Origin of the sequence: Streptomyces sp. TRM49041 (assembly GCF_008271805.1) — a bacterium.
Lineage (GTDB): Bacteria > Actinomycetota > Actinomycetes > Streptomycetales > Streptomycetaceae > Streptomyces.
This window is the reverse complement of sequence record NZ_VSRY01000152.1, coordinates 1-16,351: the sequence shown is the minus strand read 5'-3', so window position 1 is coordinate 16,351 and position 16,351 is coordinate 1. Positions and strand designations below refer to the sequence as shown.

Sequence of the window (16,351 nt, the reverse complement as noted above, 5' to 3'; positions counted from 1 at the left end):
ATATACCAACGATCAGCCGTACGGGTATGACAGCACCCGTACGGCTGATCGTATGCGCGCTATCTGCGGGGCTGGGCGTCCAGGACCTGCTGGAGCGCCTCGAACTCCTCGACGCACTTGCCGGAGCCGAGGGCGACGGAGTCGAGCGGGTCCTCGGCGATGTGGATGGGCATGCCCGTCTCGAGCCGCAGCCGCTCGTCGAGGCCGCGCAGCAGGGCGCCGCCGCCGGTGAGGACGATGCCGCGGTCCATGACGTCGCCGGACAGCTCCGGCGGGCACTTGTCGAGGGTGGTCTTGACGGCGTCGACGATGGCGTTGACGGGCTCCTCGATGGCCTTGCGGACCTCGGCGGCCGAGATGACGACGGTCTTGGGGAGACCGGATACGAGGTCGCGGCCGCGGATCTCGGTGTGCTCGTCCTCGCCGTGGTCGTATGCCGACCCGATGGTGATCTTGATTTGTTCGGCGGTGCGCTCACCGAGGAGGAGGCTGTACTCCTTCTTGATGTGCTGGATGATCGCGTTGTCCAGCTCGTCGCCGGCGACGCGGATGGACTGTGCCGTGACGATTCCCCCGAGGGAGATGACGGCGACCTCCGTGGTGCCGCCGCCGATGTCGACCACCATGTTTCCGGTGGCCTCGTGGACGGGCAGTCCGGAGCCGATCGCCGCCGCCATCGGCTCTTCGATGATGTGCACCTGGCGGGCACCGGCCTGGGTGGACGCCTCGATGACGGCGCGGCGCTCGACGCCGGTGATGCCGGAGGGCACACAGACGACGACCCGGGGGCGGGCCAGATATCGGCGTTTATGGATCTTCAGGATGAAGTAGCGGAGCATCCGCTCGGTGATCTCGAAGTCGGCGATGACGCCGTCCTTCAGCGGCCGTACGGCGACGATGTTGCCGGGGGTCCGTCCGATCATCTTCTTTGCCTCTGCGCCGACCGCCAGGATTCCACCGGTGTTGGTGTTGATGGCGACGACCGACGGTTCGTTGAGGACGATGCCGCGACCCCTGACGTACACCAGCGTGTTGGCGGTCCCGAGGTCGACAGCCATGTCACGGCCGATGAACGACATTGAGTTCCCCTTGTTTCCCATGAGGAGCGTCGGGCCTTCCCAATAGAGCGTTGACGGCTTCTCAGGACGGCGCGCTGGATCGTGTGGAGCGGAGGATTCCATCGTAGTGCCGCCTACGCGAACACGGCGCGGTGGTCCGCCTCTGTATAGGTGACGAGGTGTCGGACGGATGCGTTCCCGCCGACCCTCGCCATATGCCGCAGGGCGACCGAAATTCCATCGGTCGCCCCAGGTCAAGAGCGCTGTTTGGCTGACATGAGGTCAGGAAAGGCCGGGGAAGAAAATTTTCAGTTCCCGAATGGCGGACTCCTCCGAGTCCGATGCGTGGATCAGGTTCTCCCGGACGATGGTGCCGTAGTCGCCCCGGATGGAGCCGGGGGCCGCGGCGATCGGGTCCGTCGGGCCGGCGAGCCGGCGCACACCCTCGATGACCCGCTCGCCCTCTACGACGAGCGCGACGACGGGGCCGGACGACATGAACTCGACGAGCGGCTCGTAGAAGGGGCGCCCGACGTGCTCGGCGTAGTGCTGCTCCAGCAGGCTCCGGTCCAGCGTGCGCATCTCCAGCGCGGAGACGGTCCACCCGGCCTTGCGCTCGATTCGGCCGATGATCTCGCCGACCAAGCCGCGGCGGACGGCGTCCGGCTTGAGGAGGACGAGGGTGCGCTGGGTCATGGTGAACGGCTCCTTGCAGGCCCGGGGTGTGCGGTTCCGCCAGAGGTTACCGGGTGTGACGGGCGCCGCGGCACCCGCCTCCCGTGAACTACCGGGACGGGGCCTCGGCCTCGGCCGCCCACCTCGCCTTGGCCTCGTCGATCTTGCGGCCGTAGTGGATCGACGCCCACCACAGGGCCGCGAAGACCGCGCCCAGGAAGAACATCACCGGTACGACGAAGCCGCTGGCGATCAGGGCGATCTGGAGCGCCCAGCCCATCTGGACGCCGCCCGGCCGGGTGATCATCCCGCACAGCAGGACGGACAGCGCCATCGCGATGCCGCAGACCGTCCACACCGTGCCCATGGACAGGCTGTCGTCCTTCATCGCGACAAGACCGGCGAAGCCGATCACGAAGAACTCGCCGATCAGTGTCGAGGCGCAGAGCGTACGCATCGTGTCAGCCCTTCCGGAGGAGCAGCCGGGCCTCGCCGACCGTGATCACCGAACCTGTCACCAGCACACCCGCGCCGCCGTACTCGCCCTCCTCCTCGGCGAGCGTGATGGCCGCCTCCAGGGCGTCGTCGAGGCGCGGCTCGACGACCACGCGCTCGTCGCCGAAGACCTCCACCGCGACCGCCGCGAGCTCGTCGGGGTCCATGGCGCGGTGCGTGGAGTTCGCCGTGACGACGACCTCCGCGAAGATCGGCTCGAACGCCTCCAGGAGACCTCGCACGTCCTTGTCTCCGCTCGCGCCGACCACGCCGATCAGCCGCGAGAAGTCGAACGCCTCCTGGACGCCCTCGGCCGCGGCCCGCGCCCCGGCCGGGTTGTGCGCGGCGTCCAGGACGACGGTCGGGCTGCGCCGTACGACCTCCAGGCGGCCCGGTGACGCGACCGTCGCGAACGCCTTGCGGACGGTGTCCAGATCCAGCGGCCGCGCGTGCTGGGCGCCGATCCCGAAGAACGCCTCCACCGCCGCGAGCGCCACCGCCGCGTTGTGCGCCTGGTGCGCGCCGTACAGCGGCAGGAAGACGCCCTCGTACTCGCCGCCGAGGCCGCGCAGCGTCAGGAGCTGCCCGCCGACCGCGACCTCACGCGCGACGACGCCGAACTCCATGCCCTCGCGGGCCACGGTCGCGTCCTTCTCGACGGCCTTCTTCAGCAGTACCTGCGCCGCGTCCACCGGCTGCTGCGCCAGGATGACCGTGGCGCCGTCCTTGACGACCCCGGCCTTCTCGCCGGCGATCTCGGCGGGTGTCGTGCCGAGCCGGTCGGTGTGGTCGAGGGAGATGGGCGTGATCACGGCGACGGAGGCGTCGATGACATTCGTCGCGTCCCAGCTGCCGCCCATGCCGACCTCGACGACGGCGACGTCGACCGGCGCGTCGGCGAACGCCGCGTACGCCATGCCGGTGAGGACCTCGAAGAACGACAGGCGGTATTCCTGCGTCGTGTCGACCATCTCCACGTACGGCTTGATGTCGTGGTACGTCTCGATGAACCGCTCGGCGCTGATCGGGGCGCCGTCCAGGCTGATCCGCTCGGTGATCGTCTGGACGTGCGGCGAGGTGTACCGGCCGGTGCGCAGCTCGAACGCGCCGAACAGCGCCTCGATCATGCGCGCGGTGGAGGTCTTGCCGTTGGTGCCGGTGATGTGGATGGAGGGGTAGGCGCGCTGCGGCTCGCCCAGGACGTCCATGAGCGCGGCGATGCGCTGCACGGACGGCTCCAGCTTGGTCTCGCCCCAGCGGGTCGCGAGCTCCTGCTCGACCTCCCGCAGCGCCTTGTCGACCTCCGGGTCGGCGGGCCGCGACGGCACGGGGTCGGCCTGCGGCGGCCTGGCCTGGGCGCGCAGGGTGCGGCTGCCCGCCTCGATCACCGCCAGGTCGGGGGCAGGGGTCTCTCCCGCTCGAGCGGAGTCGAGAGCTTGGGGGAGGTCGGTTTCGGCCTCGACGAGGTCGTCGAAGCCGTCGCTGTCTGGGTGGTCGCTGTGGTCGCTGGACGAGGGCTGCTCACTCACGCCGTCCAGTCTACGGAGCGCCACTGACACGGCCGGGCGCAGGAGGGCCCGAAGGCCCCGGAACCAGGCGGTTCCGGGGCCTTCGGGGTGTCGTACGTCGTACGGGTGTGCTCAGCCCTGCGGAAGGTTCGCGAGCTGCGCCTGGATACGGGCGATGTCCTCGTCCGCCTTGGTGAGGCGCGTGCGGATCTTCTCCACGACGTGGTCGGGCGCCTTGGCCAGGAACGCCTCGTTGCCGAGCTTGGCCTGGGCCTGGGCCTTCTCCTTCTCGGCCACGGACAGGTCCTTCGTCAGGCGCTTGCGCTCCGCCTCGACGTCGATCGTGCCCGACAGGTCCAGGGCGACCGTGGCGCCGGCGACCGGGAGGGAGGCGGTGGCGTGGAAGCCCTCGCCCTCCGGCTGGAGACGCAGTAGCTGGCGGATGGCCGGCTCGTGCGGGGCCAGCGCCGTGCCGGCCAGGTCCAGGCGGGCCGGGACCTTCTGGCCGGGCTGGAGGCCCTGGTCGGAGCGGAAGCGGCGGACCTCGGTGACGACACGCTGGACGAGCTCGATCTCCTGCTCGGCGGCGTCGTCGCGGAATCCGCCCGGGGCGTGAGCCCCAGGAACGGACACGGCCTTCGGCCAGTCGGCGACGACGAGGGACTCGCCGCCCGTCAGGGTGGTCCACAGCGTGTCGGTGACGAACGGGACGACCGGGTGCAGCAGCCGCAGCATGACGTCCAGGACCTCGCCGAGGACCCGGGCGGAGACCTCGGCCTGCTCGCCGCCCTCGAAGAACGTGGTCTTCGACAGCTCGACGTACCAGTCGAAGACCTCGTCCCACGCGAAGTGGTAGAGCGCCTCGCTGAGCTTGGCGAACTGGAAGTCCTCGTAGTACGCGTCGACTTCGGCGACCGTCTTGTCGAGGCGGGACAGGATCCAGCGGTCCGCGGCGGACAGCCGGGACGCGTCCGGCAGCGGGCCCTCCACGGTGGCGCCGTTCATCAGCGCGAAGCGGGTGGCGTTCCAGATCTTGTTGGCGAAGTTGCGGGACGCCTGGACCCAGTCCTCGCCGATGGGCACGTCGGTGCCGGGGTTGGCGCCCTTGGCGAGGGTGAAGCGGACGGCGTCGGAGCCGTATGCGTCCATCCAGTCGAGCGGGTCCACGACGTTGCCGAAGGACTTCGACATCTTCTTGCCGCGCTCGTCGCGGACGAGGCCCGTCAGGGCGATCGTCTTGAACGGGACCTCGCCGTCCATCGCGTACAGGCCGAACATCATCATCCGGGCGACCCAGAAGAAGATGATGTCGTGGCCGGTGAGGAGAACGTCGGTCGAGTAGAACTTCTGCAGGTCCGGGGTCTGCTCCGGCCAGCCGAGCGTGGAGAACGGCCACAGGCCCGACGAGAACCAGGTGTCGAGGACGTCGGTCTCCTGCGTCCAGCCCTCACCGGACGGCGGCTCCTCGTCGGGTCCGACACAGACGATCTCGCCGTTCGGGCCGTACCAGACGGGGATGCGGTGGCCCCACCACAGCTGGCGCGAGATGCACCAGTCGTGCATGTTGTCCACCCAGTCGAAGTAGCGCTTCGACATGTCCTCGGGATGGATCGCGACGCGGCCCTCGCGGACGGCGTCGCCGGCGGCCCGCGCCAGCGGCTGGACGTTGACCCACCACTGCAGTGAAAGCCGGGGCTCGACCGTCGTCTTGCAGCGCGAGCAGTGGCCGACGGAGTGGACGTACGGGCGCTTCTCGGCGACGATCCGGCCCTGGGAGCGCAGGGCGCCGACGACGGCGTCGCGGGCCTCGTAGCGGTCGAGCCCCTGGAACGGGCCGTGGACGGTGATGACACCGCGCTCGTCCATGATCGTCAGGGACTCGAGGCCGTGCCGCCGGCCGATCGCGAAGTCGTTCGGGTCGTGGGCCGGGGTCACCTTGACGGCGCCGGTGCCGAACTCCGGGTCGACGTGCGTGTCGGCGACGACCGGGATCGTACGGTCCGTCAGGGGCAGCTTGATGCGCTTGCCGACGAGGTGCTGGTAGCGCGGGTCGTCGGGGTGGACGGCGACGGCCGTGTCACCGAGCATCGTCTCGGCGCGGGTGGTGGCGACGACCAGGGTGTCCTCGCCCTCGCCGTACTTGATGGAGACGAGCTCGCCGTCGTCCTCCTGGTACTCCACCTCGATGTCGGAGATGGCGGTGAGGCAGCGGGGGCACCAGTTGATGATGCGCTCGGCGCGGTAGATCAGCTCGTCGTCGTAGAGCCGCTTGAAGATGGTCTGGACGGCGCGGGACAGGCCCTCGTCCATGGTGAAGCGCTCACGGCTCCAGTCGACGCCGTCGCCGAGGCGGCGCATCTGGCCGAGGATCTTGCCGCCGTACTCCTCCTTCCACTGCCAGACGCGCTGGACGAACTCCTCGCGGCCCAGGTCGTGACGGGACTTGCCCTCCTCGGCGAGCTGCTGCTCGACCTTGTTCTGGGTGGCGATGCCGGCGTGGTCCATGCCGGGCAGCCACAGCACCTCGTAGCCCTGCATCCGCTTGCGGCGGGTGAGGGCGTCCATGAGGGTGTGCTGGAAGGCGTGGCCCAGGTGGAGGCTGCCGGTGACGTTCGGCGGCGGGATGACGATGGTGTACGGGGGCTTGGCGCTCGTCGCGTCGGCCGTGAAGTAACCGCGTTCTACCCAGCGCTCGTACAGCTTCCCCTCTACATCGGCCGGCGCGTACTGGGTCGGCAGTTCGGGGACGGATGCTGGCTGCTGCTGAGTGTTCTCGGTCACGGGCCCAGTTTAGAGGTGTCACAGGCGCGTACTGAAACGGGAATCTTCCGTGATGGTGTGACCCCCGCCGCGCCTCGGGAGCGTTCCTTCGGCCAGTATGTGAGGAACGCATAAACGTCTGGATGGGGGAACCCTTAATGAGCTACAACCAGCCGGGCCCGTACGGCGGACAGCCTCAGCAGCCCGGGCCGTACGGTCAGCCGGGTCCCTACGGGCAGCCCGGCCCCTACGGCCAGCCCCCGCAGGCGCCCCAGCCCGGTTACGGCTATCCGCAGCAGGCCCCGCCCCCGCAGCAGCAGCCGGGCTACGGCTACCCCCAGCAGCCCCAGCAGCCCCAGCAGCCCCAGCAGCCCCAGCAGCCCCAGCAGCCGAACCCGTACGGCCAGCCCGCGCAGCCCGGCCCGTACGGCCAGCCCCCGCAGCAGCCGCCGTACGGCGCGGCCCCCGGCGGCTACCCGGGCGCCCCCGCCCCGCAGCCCCCGAAGAAGAAGACGGGCCTGATCATCGGCGTCGCGGCGGGCGTGGTCGCGCTGGCGGTCGGCGCGTACTTCGTGTTCGGCCCGGGCCTGGGCGGCGGCCTGGAGGACGACGGCCCGCACAAGCTGGCGACGCCGGAGGCGGTGCTGGGCGGCGAGTACAAGCGGACCAGCAAGGAGGGTGCCGGCAACTCGTCCGATGCGGACGACATGGAGAAGGCCGGTATCCAGGACGCCAAGCCCGTGCGGGGGACGTACACGACGGTCGACCCGAAGAAGATCGACCTGTCCGACCCCGCGTCCTCGCCCGAGCTCCTGACGGCCAAGTCCGTCACTTTCACCGGCGCGTACGGGAAGATCGCGGACCCGGAGAAGACGCTGGACGCGTACTTCGCCAAGATGAACGAGGAGGCGAAGAAGGACACCGACAGCAAGTTCAAGCTGATCGGGTCTCCGGAGGCGGTGTCCCCGGACGACTTCAACGGCGTCATGAAGTGCCAGTCCATCGAGGGCCCGAACGCCGTGACGAAGCAGCAGCAGACCAACTGGTTCTGCGTGTGGTCCGACTACAGCACCATCGCCACGGTCTTCGCCGGCGAGGCGACGAAGAGTCTGGACAAGGACGGCGCGGCGAAGATCACCGCCGACCTCCGCAAGGAGATCCGCGTCAAGGCCTGAGCCGCCCTGAGCCGACGACAGGGCCCCCGGCCGGTTCACGGAACCGGGCGGGGGCCCTGTCGCTTACGTGCGGTCAGGCCGACTTCTCGTGGCGGCCCTGGTCCTTGACGACCCTGGGGACCAGGGTCGGGTTGACGTTGTTGTGGACGACGTCCTCCGTGATGACGACACGGGCCACGTCCTTGCGGGACGGGACCTCGTACATCACGGACATCAGGACCTCTTCCATGATGGCGCGCAGACCGCGGGCGCCCGTGCCGCGGAGGATGGCCTGGTCGGCGATGGCCTCCAGGGCGGGGCGGTCGAAGTCCAGCTCCACGCCGTCGAGTTCGAAGAGGCGCTGATACTGCTTCACCAGCGCGTTGCGGGGTTCCACCAGGATCTTGAGCAGGGCCTCGCGGTCGAGGTTGTGGACGCTGGTGATGACCGGGAGGCGGCCGATGAACTCGGGGATCATCCCGAACTTCACCAGGTCCTCCGGCATGACCTCCTGGAACTGGTCGCTCGCCTCGATCTCCCGCTTCGAGCGGATCGTCGCGCCGAAGCCGATGCCCTTGGCACCGGCCCGCGACTCGATGATCTTCTCCAGGCCGGCGAAGGCACCGCCCACGATGAACAGGACGTTCGTCGTGTCGATCTGGATGAACTCCTGGTGCGGGTGCTTACGGCCGCCCTGGGGCGGGACCGACGCCGTGGTGCCCTCCAGGATCTTGAGCAGGGCCTGCTGGACGCCCTCACCGCTCACATCGCGTGTGATGGAAGGGTTTTCGCTCTTACGGGCCACCTTGTCGATCTCGTCGATGTAGATGATGCCCGTCTCGGCCTTCTTGACGTCGTAGTCGGCCGCCTGGATGAGCTTCAGCAGGATGTTCTCGACGTCCTCGCCGACATAGCCGGCCTCCGTCAGCGCCGTGGCGTCGGCGATGGCGAAGGGTACGTTCAGCATGCGGGCGAGGGTCTGGGCCAGGAGCGTCTTGCCGGAGCCCGTGGGGCCCAGCAACAGGATGTTGGACTTGGCGAGTTCGATCGCGTCGTCCCGGCCCTGCGCGCCGCCGTTCTCACCGGCCTGGACGCGCTTGTAGTGGTTGTACACCGCGACGGAGAGGGCCTTCTTCGCCGGCTCCTGGCCGACGACATAGCCCTCGAGGAACTCGTAGATCTCGCGGGGCTTGGGGAGTTCCTCCCACCGCACCTCGCTCGTCTCCGCGAGTTCCTCTTCGATGATCTCGTTGCAGAGGTCGATGCACTCGTCGCAGATGTACACACCGGGGCCTGCGATGAGCTTCTTCACCTGCTTCTGGCTCTTTCCGCAGAACGAGCACTTGAGCAGGTCGCCGCCATCACCGATGCGTGCCACGAGGTGCTTCCCCTTCGCCTGGGAGCGGCTTGTTCGCAGCCGACTCCTGGTGCCTCATATCCGACGGTACCTTGCCGGGCCCCCCGTTCGGGCCCCCCTTGGCACGGTTCGCACGGACGGAAGTCCATGACGTGGGCCGTGCCAAGGGAAGGTCGAGCGTCAGGCCGCCACGGCCGCCGCGCCCTTGCGGGTCGACACGATCTGGTCGATCAGGCCGTACGCGAGCGCGTCCTCGGCCGTGAGGATCTTGTCGCGCTCGATGTCGTCGCGGATCTTCTCGATCGGGGTGTTGGAGTGCTTGGCGAGCATCTCCTCCAGCTGCGTGCGCATACGGAGGATCTCGTTGGCCGCGATCTCCAGGTCGGAGAGCTGCTCACGGCCGGTGCCGCCGGACGGCTGGTGGATCAGCACGCGTGCGTTGGGCAGGGCCATCCGCTTGCCGGGCGTGCCGGCGGCGAGCAGCACGGCCGCGGCGGAGGCCGCCTGGCCCATGCAGACCGTCTGGATGTCCGGCTTCACGAACTGCATCGTGTCGTAGATCGCCGTGAGCGCGGTGAAGGAACCACCGGGGCTGTTGATGTAGACGGAGATGTCGCGGTCCGGGTCCATCGACTCCAGGCACAGCAGCTGCGCCATGACGTCGTTGGCGGAGGCGTCGTCGATCTGCACGCCGAGGAAGATCACACGCTCCTCGAAGAGCTTCGCGTACGGGTCGTACTCGCGCACGCCCTGGGAGGTGCGCTCGACGAAGCGCGGGACGACATACCGGTTGTCCACCTGCGGGCCGGTGTAGAGGCCGCTCGCGGAGAAGTTGCTCATGGGGTGTTCACCATCCTGGTGGCGTTCGGCGGGCTGGGCGGAGGGCTGGTGGGGGCGGGCATCGGCTCAGGCGCCGGTGCCGCCACCGCCCGGAACGCCCGAAGCGGCGGAGATGATCTCGTCGAGGAGGCCGTAGTCCTTGGCCTCCTCGGCGGTGAACCAGCGGTCGCGGTCACCGTCACGGATGATCGTTTCCACGGTCTGGCCGGAGTGGCGCGCGGTGATCTCGGCCATCCGCCGCTTCGTACGGAGGAGGTACTCGGCCTGGATCTTGATGTCGGATGCGGTACCGCCGATGCCGGCGGAGCCCTGGTGCATCAGGATGTCGGTGTTGGGCAGGGCGAAGCGCTTGCCCGGGGAGCCGCCGGTCAGCAGGAACTGGCCCATGGAGGCCGCCATACCCATGCCGATCGTGACCACGTCGTTCGGGATGTACTGCATGGTGTCGTAGATCGCCATGCCGGCCGTCACCGAGCCGCCGGGGCTGTTGATGTACAGGTAGATGTCCTTGTCCGGGTCGGCGGCAAGGAGCAGCATCTGCGCGGTGATCTTGTTGGCGATATCGTCGTCGACCTGCTGGCCGAGGAAGATGATGCGCTCGCCGAGCAGCCGGTTGTACACATGGTCGCCGAGGCCACCACCGATGGACGGCTCACCCGCGGCGTAAGGCATCAGATTCGTCACGTATCCACCTGCTCGTCTCTGACGGCTGCGGCCGTCTCAGCGTCTGTCGTACTGGGGGCGGGTACTACCCCTGCCCTCGTACTCATGGACCCTAACGCGCAGGTGGGCGGGCGCCATCCCGGTTCCCGAACTGTTCGCTGGGAGCGCAAGGTTCCGTGAGTACGGCGGCGGGCCCCGGGCGCGCAGTGCGTCCGGAGCCCGCCGCGGAGCTCAGGGCGAGGCTGATCAGGCCTCGGTCCGCTCCTCGGTCTCGGCCTCGGCGGCCTCGGCCGTCTCGGCCGTCTCGTCCTCGATGTCGTCCATGACGACGGGCTCACCGTTGGTGTCGACGACCTTGGCGGCCTCGACGACCAGCGCCAGGGCCTTGCCGCGGGCGACCTCGCCGACGAGCATCGGGACCTGGTTGCCCTGGACGACGGCCTGCGCGAACTGGTCCGGGCTCATGCCGGAGGACTGGGCGCGGCGCATCAGGTGCTCGGTCAGCTCGTCCTGGTTGACGTTGAGCTTCTCCGTGGAGACCAGCTCGTCGAGGATGAACTGGGTCTTGATGCCCTTCTCGGCCTGCTCCTTGGTCTCGGCGTCGAACTCCTCCTCGGTCTTGCCCTGGAGCTCCAGGTACTTCGCGAGGTCGAGGCCCATCTGGCCGAGCTGGTGGTTCACCAGGTTGTGCTTGCGGGTGTTGATCTCGTCCTCGAGAAGCTTCTCGGGGATCGGGACCTCCGCCAGCTTCAGCAGCTCGTCGAGGACGCGCTCCTGGGCCTGGGTGGCCTGGTCGTACTGCTTCATGTTCTCGAGGCGCTTGCGGCTGTCGGCCTTCAGCTCCTCGAGGGTGTCGAACTCGGACGCCATCTGGGCGAAGTCGTCGTCGAGTTCGGGAAGCTCACGGGCGGCGACCGCGGTGACCTTGACGGTGACCTCGGCCTCCTTGCCCTCGGCGGAGCCGCCCTTCAGCGTGGAGGTGAAGGTGGCCTCGCCGTCGGCCTCCAGGCCGGTCACGGCCTCGTCGATGCCGTCCAGCAGCTCGCCGGAGCCGATGGTGTACTGCACGCCGCCGGCGACGCCGTCCGGGAGGACCTCGCCGTCGACCTTGGCCTCGAGGTCGATCGTCACGACGTCGCCCTCGGCGGCGGCGCGCTCGACCGGGTCGGTGGAGGCGAAGCGCTCGCGCAGCTGCTCCACGGACTTCTCGACGTCCTCGTCGGTGACCTCGACGGCGTCGACGGTGACCTCGATGCCGGAGTAGTCCGGGATCTCGATCGCCGGGCGGATGTCGACCTCCGCGGTGAAGGCCAGCAGCTCGCCGTCCTTCAGCTCGGTGATGTCGACCTCCGGCTGGCCCAGCGGGTTGACCTCGGCCTCGTTGACCGCCTCGGTGTAGAGCTTGGGAAGGGCGTCGTTGACGGCCTCCTCCAGCACAGCACCACGGCCGAACCGCTGGTCGATCACTCGGGCCGGGATCTTGCCCTTACGGAAGCCCTTGACCGTGACCTGCTGGTTGATCTTCTTGTACGCCGCGTCGAGGCTGTCCTTGAGCTCCTCGAAGGGCACCTCGACAGTGAGCCGAACCCGGGTCGGGTTCAGGGTCTCCACGGCGCTCTTCACGGTTCGGTCTCCTTGTGGCTGATTCTTGGGTTCTGCCGGGGCGCGAACTGCGGCGGCCCGGCCGATCTGCCCGGTCGAGAGACACACGGGCACGTAGCTTGCATAGTAACCGCAAGGAGTACGCGCCCCACAACGTGATCTTGGATGCGCCGGATGCGCGTGTGGAGGTCTGTGATGGTCGGGGTGGCGGGATTTGAACCCACGGCCTTCCGCTCCCAAAGCGGACGCGCTACCAAGCTGCGCCACACCCCGTCGGTGCGACACGTAGGGTACATGGCCGCGGGCGCTGCGTCGGTACATCAAGGGGTGTGCGACCAGGGGCGCGGACCCGCTACGATGCTCCACGTACCGCGGTCGTCGCTCCTTGGTGACGCGCGCGGTGCGCCGCTCGCGGGCGTAGCTCAATGGTAGAGCCCTAGTCTTCCAAACTAGCTACGCGGGTTCGATTCCCGTCGCCCGCTCTTCGATCGACTCCGGCCCGTCCGGGTGAGCTGCTCACCCGGACGGGCCGGAGTCGTTTTTCGGTCCTTAAAAGCTGATCTTGCTGATGGACGCGGCTATCTCGTTGAGGACCTTGGTGAGGGTCGGGCCGACACCCGAGGACGCCAGGAAGAACCCGAAGAGGGCGGCGATGATCGCCGGCCCGGCCTTGACCGAGCCGCCGCGGATCATCACCACCAGGACGATCGCCAACAGCACCACCACGGACAACGAAATGGCCACGCTGATCACCTCTAGGTCGGTCCGCCCGGACGGCCGGGGGCACACGGCCCAGCACACCCCCGCTCGGCCCATCGTGCCATCAACCGCCCCGTCAGTGCTGCCCCGTGACACATCGCCGACGGCCCGAGGGCCGAACGGAGAGGCCCGAGCGGTAATTCCGCAACGGAATTCACATTGATCCTTTCACCGCGCGCGCATGTCCGTCACAGAAAATTCTCAAGGCGGCCGCGCGGGCGGTAATTGATCAGCACGATCGATGCGATGTGCGGCTTTTGTCCCGGATTTATCGCTACATTTCAGGCACTGTAAGTAATGCTGTGATGTGGTTTTCCGGGTTTCCGGAAAGGCGCGGGGCGGGGCTATGGTGCCTCGAATGTTCCACCCACCCCAAGAAAAGCAGAGGCAGCGGGACGCCTACTTCGACAACGCCAAGTACCTGGCGATCGTGCTCGTCGCGGTGGCCCACGCGTGGGAGCCGGTCATGGAGGGCAGCCGTGCCACGCGGGCGCTCTACATGGTCGTCTACTCCTTCCACATGCCGGCGTTCGTGATCATCTCCGGGTACTTCTCACGGAGCTTCACCGGTCGGCCCGAGCAGCTGAGACGGCTGGTGAGCGGGGTCCTCGTCCCGTACCTGGCCTTCGAGGTGGCGTACACCCTGTACCGGCGGTGGGCCGAGGACGCGCCGTGGCAGGCCTTCTCGCTCACCGACCCGTTCTATCTGACCTGGTTCCTGCTGGCGCTGTTCATGTGGCGGCTGTCCGCGCCGCTCTGGAAGGCCATGCGGTACCCCGTGCCGGTGGCGGTGGCGGTCGCGGCGCTGGCCTCGCTGACACCGCGCATCGCGGCGGACCTGGATCTCCAGCGGGTGCTGCAGTTCCTGCCGTTCTTCGTACTGGGCCTCTCGCTGCGCGAGGAGCACTTCCAGCTGGTCAGGCGGCGGGCAGTGCGGGTGCTCGCCGTGCCGGTCGCGCTGGCCGCGCTGGCGGGGGCGTACGCGATCACGCCGACACTGCGGATGGGCTGGTTCTACCGGAACAAGAGCGCCCAGGAGTTGGAGGCCGCGTGGTGGGCCGGGCCCGTCGCGACGGTCGCTCTCGGCGGGTGCGCGCTGGTGCTGACGGTGGTGTTCCTGGCGTGGGTGCCGGGGCGGCGCACCTGGTTCACGGTGCTGGGCGCGGGCAGCATCTGCGGCTATCTGCTGCACGGCTTCGGGACGAAGGCACTCCAGTACTGGAACCTCGTAGACGCGTACCCGGTGCTGGCGACGCCCGCCGGGCGGGTCGGCCTGACCGTGGTGGCGGCCGTCGCGGTGACCCTGATGTGCACCCCGCCGGTGCGTCGCGCACTGCGTTGCGTGACGGAGCCTCGCCTGGAGTGGGCGTTCCGCCGGACGGCCCCGGCACCAGCCCCGGCCCCGGACCCGGACCCGGCACCCGCGAGGGCGGAGCCTCCGGCGGAGACGGTGCCGGCGAGGGCCGTCAGCCGGACGTGAGGCCCAGCAGCTCCCGTACGTGCGCGTACTTGGTGGTCAGCCGGGTCCGGGTCGGCTCGTCGAGCACGGCGAGCCGGTCCGGATCGGCGTTGTGCGCGAGATCGGCCTCCTTGACGAGGCGGGCGCCCGGCACGGCCAGGATGCGGGCGGTGTAGGCCGCGAGGTCCTCGCCGGGGCGCTTGGTCAGGGCGAGGACGATGTCCTTGACCTGCTGGGGCAGCGCGGCGGCCGCGAGCCACTGCGGCGACAGGGCGTCGTCCTCGATCGCGTCGTGCAGCCAGGCCGCGGCGATCTGCTCGTCGCTGCCGCCCCGCGCCCGCACCCCTTCGGCCACGGCCCGAAGGTGCTCGACGTAGGGCCGCCCCGCTTTGTCCGTCTGCCCGGCGTGTGCCCGGCGAGCGATGGCTTCGACCTGGTCGAGCGAGAGGTTCGGCATGGCCCGACTGTACGCCGCCGGGGGTGCCTCTATGTCTTTCGTCAAGGCGCCCCTGTCGGGTTTGGGGTGGTTGGTGCTTGCTGAGGTTATGCGGCGAGTTCGACGTCGTCGGGTGTGCGGGGTTCGTAGAAGGTTCCGTCGCGGAGCATGGCGAACAGGACGCTGATGCGATGGCGGGCGAGGCGCAGAAGTGCCTGGGTGTGGGTCTTGCCACGGGCTCGGCAGCGGTCGTAGTAGGTGCGGGAGGCGGCATCATGCAGAGCGGCGAACGCGGAGAGGAACATCGCGCGTTTGAGCTGCCGGTTTCCGCTTCGGGGTGCGTGTTCGCCGTGGATCGAGGTCCCGGACGACTTGGTCGCCGGCGCGAGGCCGGCGTAGGAGGCCAGGTGGGCGGCGCTCGGGAACGAGCTGCCGTCGCCGACGGTGACCAGGAGGACTGCGGCGGTCCTGACGCCGACGCCGGGCAACGACGTCAGGACCGGGGAAAGAGGGTGAGCCTCCAGCAGTTCGTTGATCTGCGTTTCCAGGGCCCGGCGTTGTTCGTGGACCGCCGCGAGCGAGCGGGCCAGGGAGGGGACCACGATGTCGAGGGTGCCGGTGCCAGGGACGACGACGGTCTGTTCGTCGAGCGCGTCGAATACGTCGTCGATGAGCCGGGCGGCCATGCGCGGGGCCTTCGGGCGGATCAGTTCGACGAGTCTGCGGCGGCCTGCCTTGCGCAGGGCGGCCGGAGAGCCGTGGCGCTCCAGCAGCCAGGTGACGGCCTGGTGGTCGAGGCGGGGCCCGAGAACGCGCTCCAGGCTGGGGTGGAACTGGGTGAGCAGGCCGCGTATCCGGTTGGAGGTGCGGGTGGCCTCGGCTGCGAGGTCCTGGTCGAAGCCCGCGAGCACGGTCAGCTCGGCGGTGATCTCGTCGGTCAGTTCCAGCGAACGCAGGGTGTGGGGCATGGTGCGGGCGGCGTCCGCGATCACCGCGGCGTCCTTCGCGTCGGTCTTGGCCTCGCCCGGGTAGAGGTCAGCGATCCGCCGCATGGCCAGTCCGGGCAGGTAGGCCACCTGGCAGCCCGCGTCACGGGCCACCGCGAGCGGGAGGGCGCCGATCGAGGCGGGCTGGTCCACGACCACGAGGACAGTGCCGAACTTGTCGCGCAGCTTGTCAAAGACGGCCCGCAGTTTCGGTTCGCTGTTCGGCAGCGGCTTGTCGAAGACCTTCTTCCCGGCCGGGGTCAGCCCGTGCCCATGATGCGTGCTCTTGCCGACGTCCAAGCCGAGGAAGACGCCCACGCCGTCAGTGTCGATCACTGTGCCCCCACTCGTTCGTTACGTGCTGGCCTGGGCATCGGGGCCGTTCTCGCGCATCCACGTTATGCAGACCTGCCGCCCGCGGATGGCTGGGCATTGCGCCCGGCCAGGCGGTGGTCGGACCTCTCATCAGCGTCTCCGACGGCACCTCCCGGGCCCGGTGACACCACCCCCCCCGGTCATCCGTGCGACAGGGGGCAAAAGTCATGCCGGGCCCGGAGGCCAGCGGCCCTCTTGCAGGACCGCGAAAAACATAACGGGGC

The 16,351-nt window shown here is 68.9% G+C and carries 14 protein-coding genes and 2 tRNA genes; 3 read left to right on the top strand and 13 right to left on the bottom strand.

Annotated features, from left to right (window positions below; translation table 11 throughout):
- Window positions 1–59: 59 nt before the first annotated feature.
- The 5 genes from FVS66_RS23110 to FVS66_RS23090 form a co-directional block, all read right to left on the bottom strand.
- Window positions 60–1,079, bottom strand: a complete 1,020-nt coding sequence (locus FVS66_RS23110) for a rod shape-determining protein (RefSeq protein ID WP_149183114.1) — start codon at window positions 1,077–1,079, stop codon at window positions 60–62.
- Between the two features lie 261 nt (window positions 1,080–1,340).
- Window positions 1,341–1,754 (bottom strand): nucleoside-diphosphate kinase, encoded by a 414-nt coding sequence (gene ndk / locus FVS66_RS23105; RefSeq protein ID WP_149183113.1) that lies wholly within the window; start codon window positions 1,752–1,754, stop codon window positions 1,341–1,343.
- 88 nt (window positions 1,755–1,842) lie between these two features.
- Window positions 1,843–2,190, bottom strand: coding sequence for a DUF4233 domain-containing protein (locus FVS66_RS23100; protein ID WP_149183112.1), 348 nt, complete (start codon window positions 2,188–2,190; stop codon window positions 1,843–1,845).
- Between the two features lie 4 nt (window positions 2,191–2,194).
- Window positions 2,195–3,757, bottom strand: a complete 1,563-nt coding sequence (locus FVS66_RS23095) for a folylpolyglutamate synthase/dihydrofolate synthase family protein (RefSeq protein WP_149183111.1) — start codon at window positions 3,755–3,757, stop codon at window positions 2,195–2,197.
- Window positions 3,758–3,868: 111 nt separating this feature from the next.
- Window positions 3,869–6,517 carry a valine--tRNA ligase gene (locus FVS66_RS23090; RefSeq protein WP_149183110.1) on the bottom strand — a complete coding sequence of 883 codons (2,649 nt, stop codon included), beginning with the start codon at window positions 6,515–6,517 and terminating at the stop codon, window positions 3,869–3,871.
- Window positions 6,518–6,654: 137 nt separating this feature from the next.
- On the opposite strand from FVS66_RS23090, the gene FVS66_RS23085 reads away from it, so the two are divergent.
- Window positions 6,655–7,671, top strand: a complete 1,017-nt coding sequence (locus FVS66_RS23085) for a hypothetical protein (protein WP_149183411.1) — start codon at window positions 6,655–6,657, stop codon at window positions 7,669–7,671.
- 73 nt (window positions 7,672–7,744) lie between these two features.
- Here FVS66_RS23085 and clpX read toward each other — a convergent pair whose 3' ends face one another.
- From clpX to FVS66_RS23060, 5 genes are all read right to left on the bottom strand, one after another.
- Entirely contained in the window at window positions 7,745–9,028 is a 1,284-nt protein-coding gene (clpX, locus tag FVS66_RS23080) for an ATP-dependent Clp protease ATP-binding subunit ClpX (protein WP_031129255.1), read from the bottom strand.
- A gap of 159 nt (window positions 9,029–9,187) precedes the next feature.
- Window positions 9,188–9,847 (bottom strand): ATP-dependent Clp protease proteolytic subunit, encoded by a 660-nt coding sequence (locus tag FVS66_RS23075; RefSeq protein ID WP_149183109.1) that lies wholly within the window; start codon window positions 9,845–9,847, stop codon window positions 9,188–9,190.
- Between the two features lie 66 nt (window positions 9,848–9,913).
- Window positions 9,914–10,519 (bottom strand): ATP-dependent Clp protease proteolytic subunit, encoded by a 606-nt coding sequence (locus tag FVS66_RS23070; protein WP_149183410.1) that lies wholly within the window; start codon window positions 10,517–10,519, stop codon window positions 9,914–9,916.
- Window positions 10,520–10,756: 237 nt separating this feature from the next.
- Window positions 10,757–12,133, bottom strand: a complete 1,377-nt coding sequence (gene tig / locus FVS66_RS23065) for a trigger factor (protein ID WP_187645657.1) — start codon at window positions 12,131–12,133, stop codon at window positions 10,757–10,759.
- Window positions 12,134–12,308: 175 nt separating this feature from the next.
- Window positions 12,309–12,385 (bottom strand) — tRNA-Pro (locus FVS66_RS23060).
- Between the two features lie 138 nt (window positions 12,386–12,523).
- On the opposite strand from FVS66_RS23060, the gene FVS66_RS23055 reads away from it, so the two are divergent.
- Window positions 12,524–12,594 (top strand) — tRNA-Gly (locus FVS66_RS23055).
- Window positions 12,595–12,661: 67 nt separating this feature from the next.
- On the opposite strand, the gene FVS66_RS23050 is transcribed toward FVS66_RS23055, so the two are convergent.
- Window positions 12,662–12,856 carry a hypothetical protein gene (locus FVS66_RS23050; RefSeq protein WP_149183108.1) on the bottom strand — a complete coding sequence of 65 codons (195 nt, stop codon included), beginning with the start codon at window positions 12,854–12,856 and terminating at the stop codon, window positions 12,662–12,664.
- Between the two features lie 361 nt (window positions 12,857–13,217).
- Here FVS66_RS23050 and FVS66_RS23045 point away from each other — a divergent pair, with 361 nt between their 5' ends.
- Window positions 13,218–14,351, top strand: coding sequence for an acyltransferase family protein (locus FVS66_RS23045; protein WP_399226103.1), 1,134 nt, complete (start codon window positions 13,218–13,220; stop codon window positions 14,349–14,351).
- Here FVS66_RS23045 and FVS66_RS23040 read toward each other — a convergent pair.
- A complete protein-coding gene (locus FVS66_RS23040) occupies window positions 14,338–14,787 on the bottom strand; it encodes an HD domain-containing protein (RefSeq protein ID WP_149183106.1) in 450 nt (149 codons plus the stop codon). The genes FVS66_RS23045 and FVS66_RS23040 overlap by 14 nt on opposite strands.
- An 86-nt stretch (window positions 14,788–14,873) precedes the next feature.
- Window positions 14,874–16,088 (bottom strand): IS110 family transposase, encoded by a 1,215-nt coding sequence (locus FVS66_RS23035; protein WP_149180445.1) that lies wholly within the window; start codon window positions 16,086–16,088, stop codon window positions 14,874–14,876.
- Window positions 16,089–16,351: the final 263 nt, after the last annotated feature.

What these genes read in the sequence shown, in the direction of transcription:
- FVS66_RS23110 (WP_149183114.1), bottom strand. Translation starts at nt 1,079, where the DNA reads ATGTCGTTCATCGGCCGTGACATGGCTGTCGACCTCGGGACCGCCAAC.
- ndk (WP_149183113.1), bottom strand. Translation starts at nt 1,754, where the DNA reads ATGACCCAGCGCACCCTCGTCCTCCTCAAGCCGGACGCCGTCCGCCGC.
- FVS66_RS23100 (WP_149183112.1), bottom strand. Translation starts at nt 2,190, where the DNA reads ATGCGTACGCTCTGCGCCTCGACACTGATCGGCGAGTTCTTCGTGATC.
- FVS66_RS23085 (WP_149183411.1), top strand. Translation starts at nt 6,655, where the DNA reads ATGAGCTACAACCAGCCGGGCCCGTACGGCGGACAGCCTCAGCAGCCC.
- FVS66_RS23075 (WP_149183109.1), bottom strand. Translation starts at nt 9,847, where the DNA reads ATGAGCAACTTCTCCGCGAGCGGCCTCTACACCGGCCCGCAGGTGGAC.
- FVS66_RS23070 (WP_149183410.1), bottom strand. Translation starts at nt 10,519, where the DNA reads ATGCCTTACGCCGCGGGTGAGCCGTCCATCGGTGGTGGCCTCGGCGAC.
- FVS66_RS23045 (WP_399226103.1), top strand. Translation starts at nt 13,218, where the DNA reads ATGGTGCCTCGAATGTTCCACCCACCCCAAGAAAAGCAGAGGCAGCGG.
- FVS66_RS23040 (WP_149183106.1), bottom strand. Translation starts at nt 14,787, where the DNA reads ATGCCGAACCTCTCGCTCGACCAGGTCGAAGCCATCGCTCGCCGGGCA.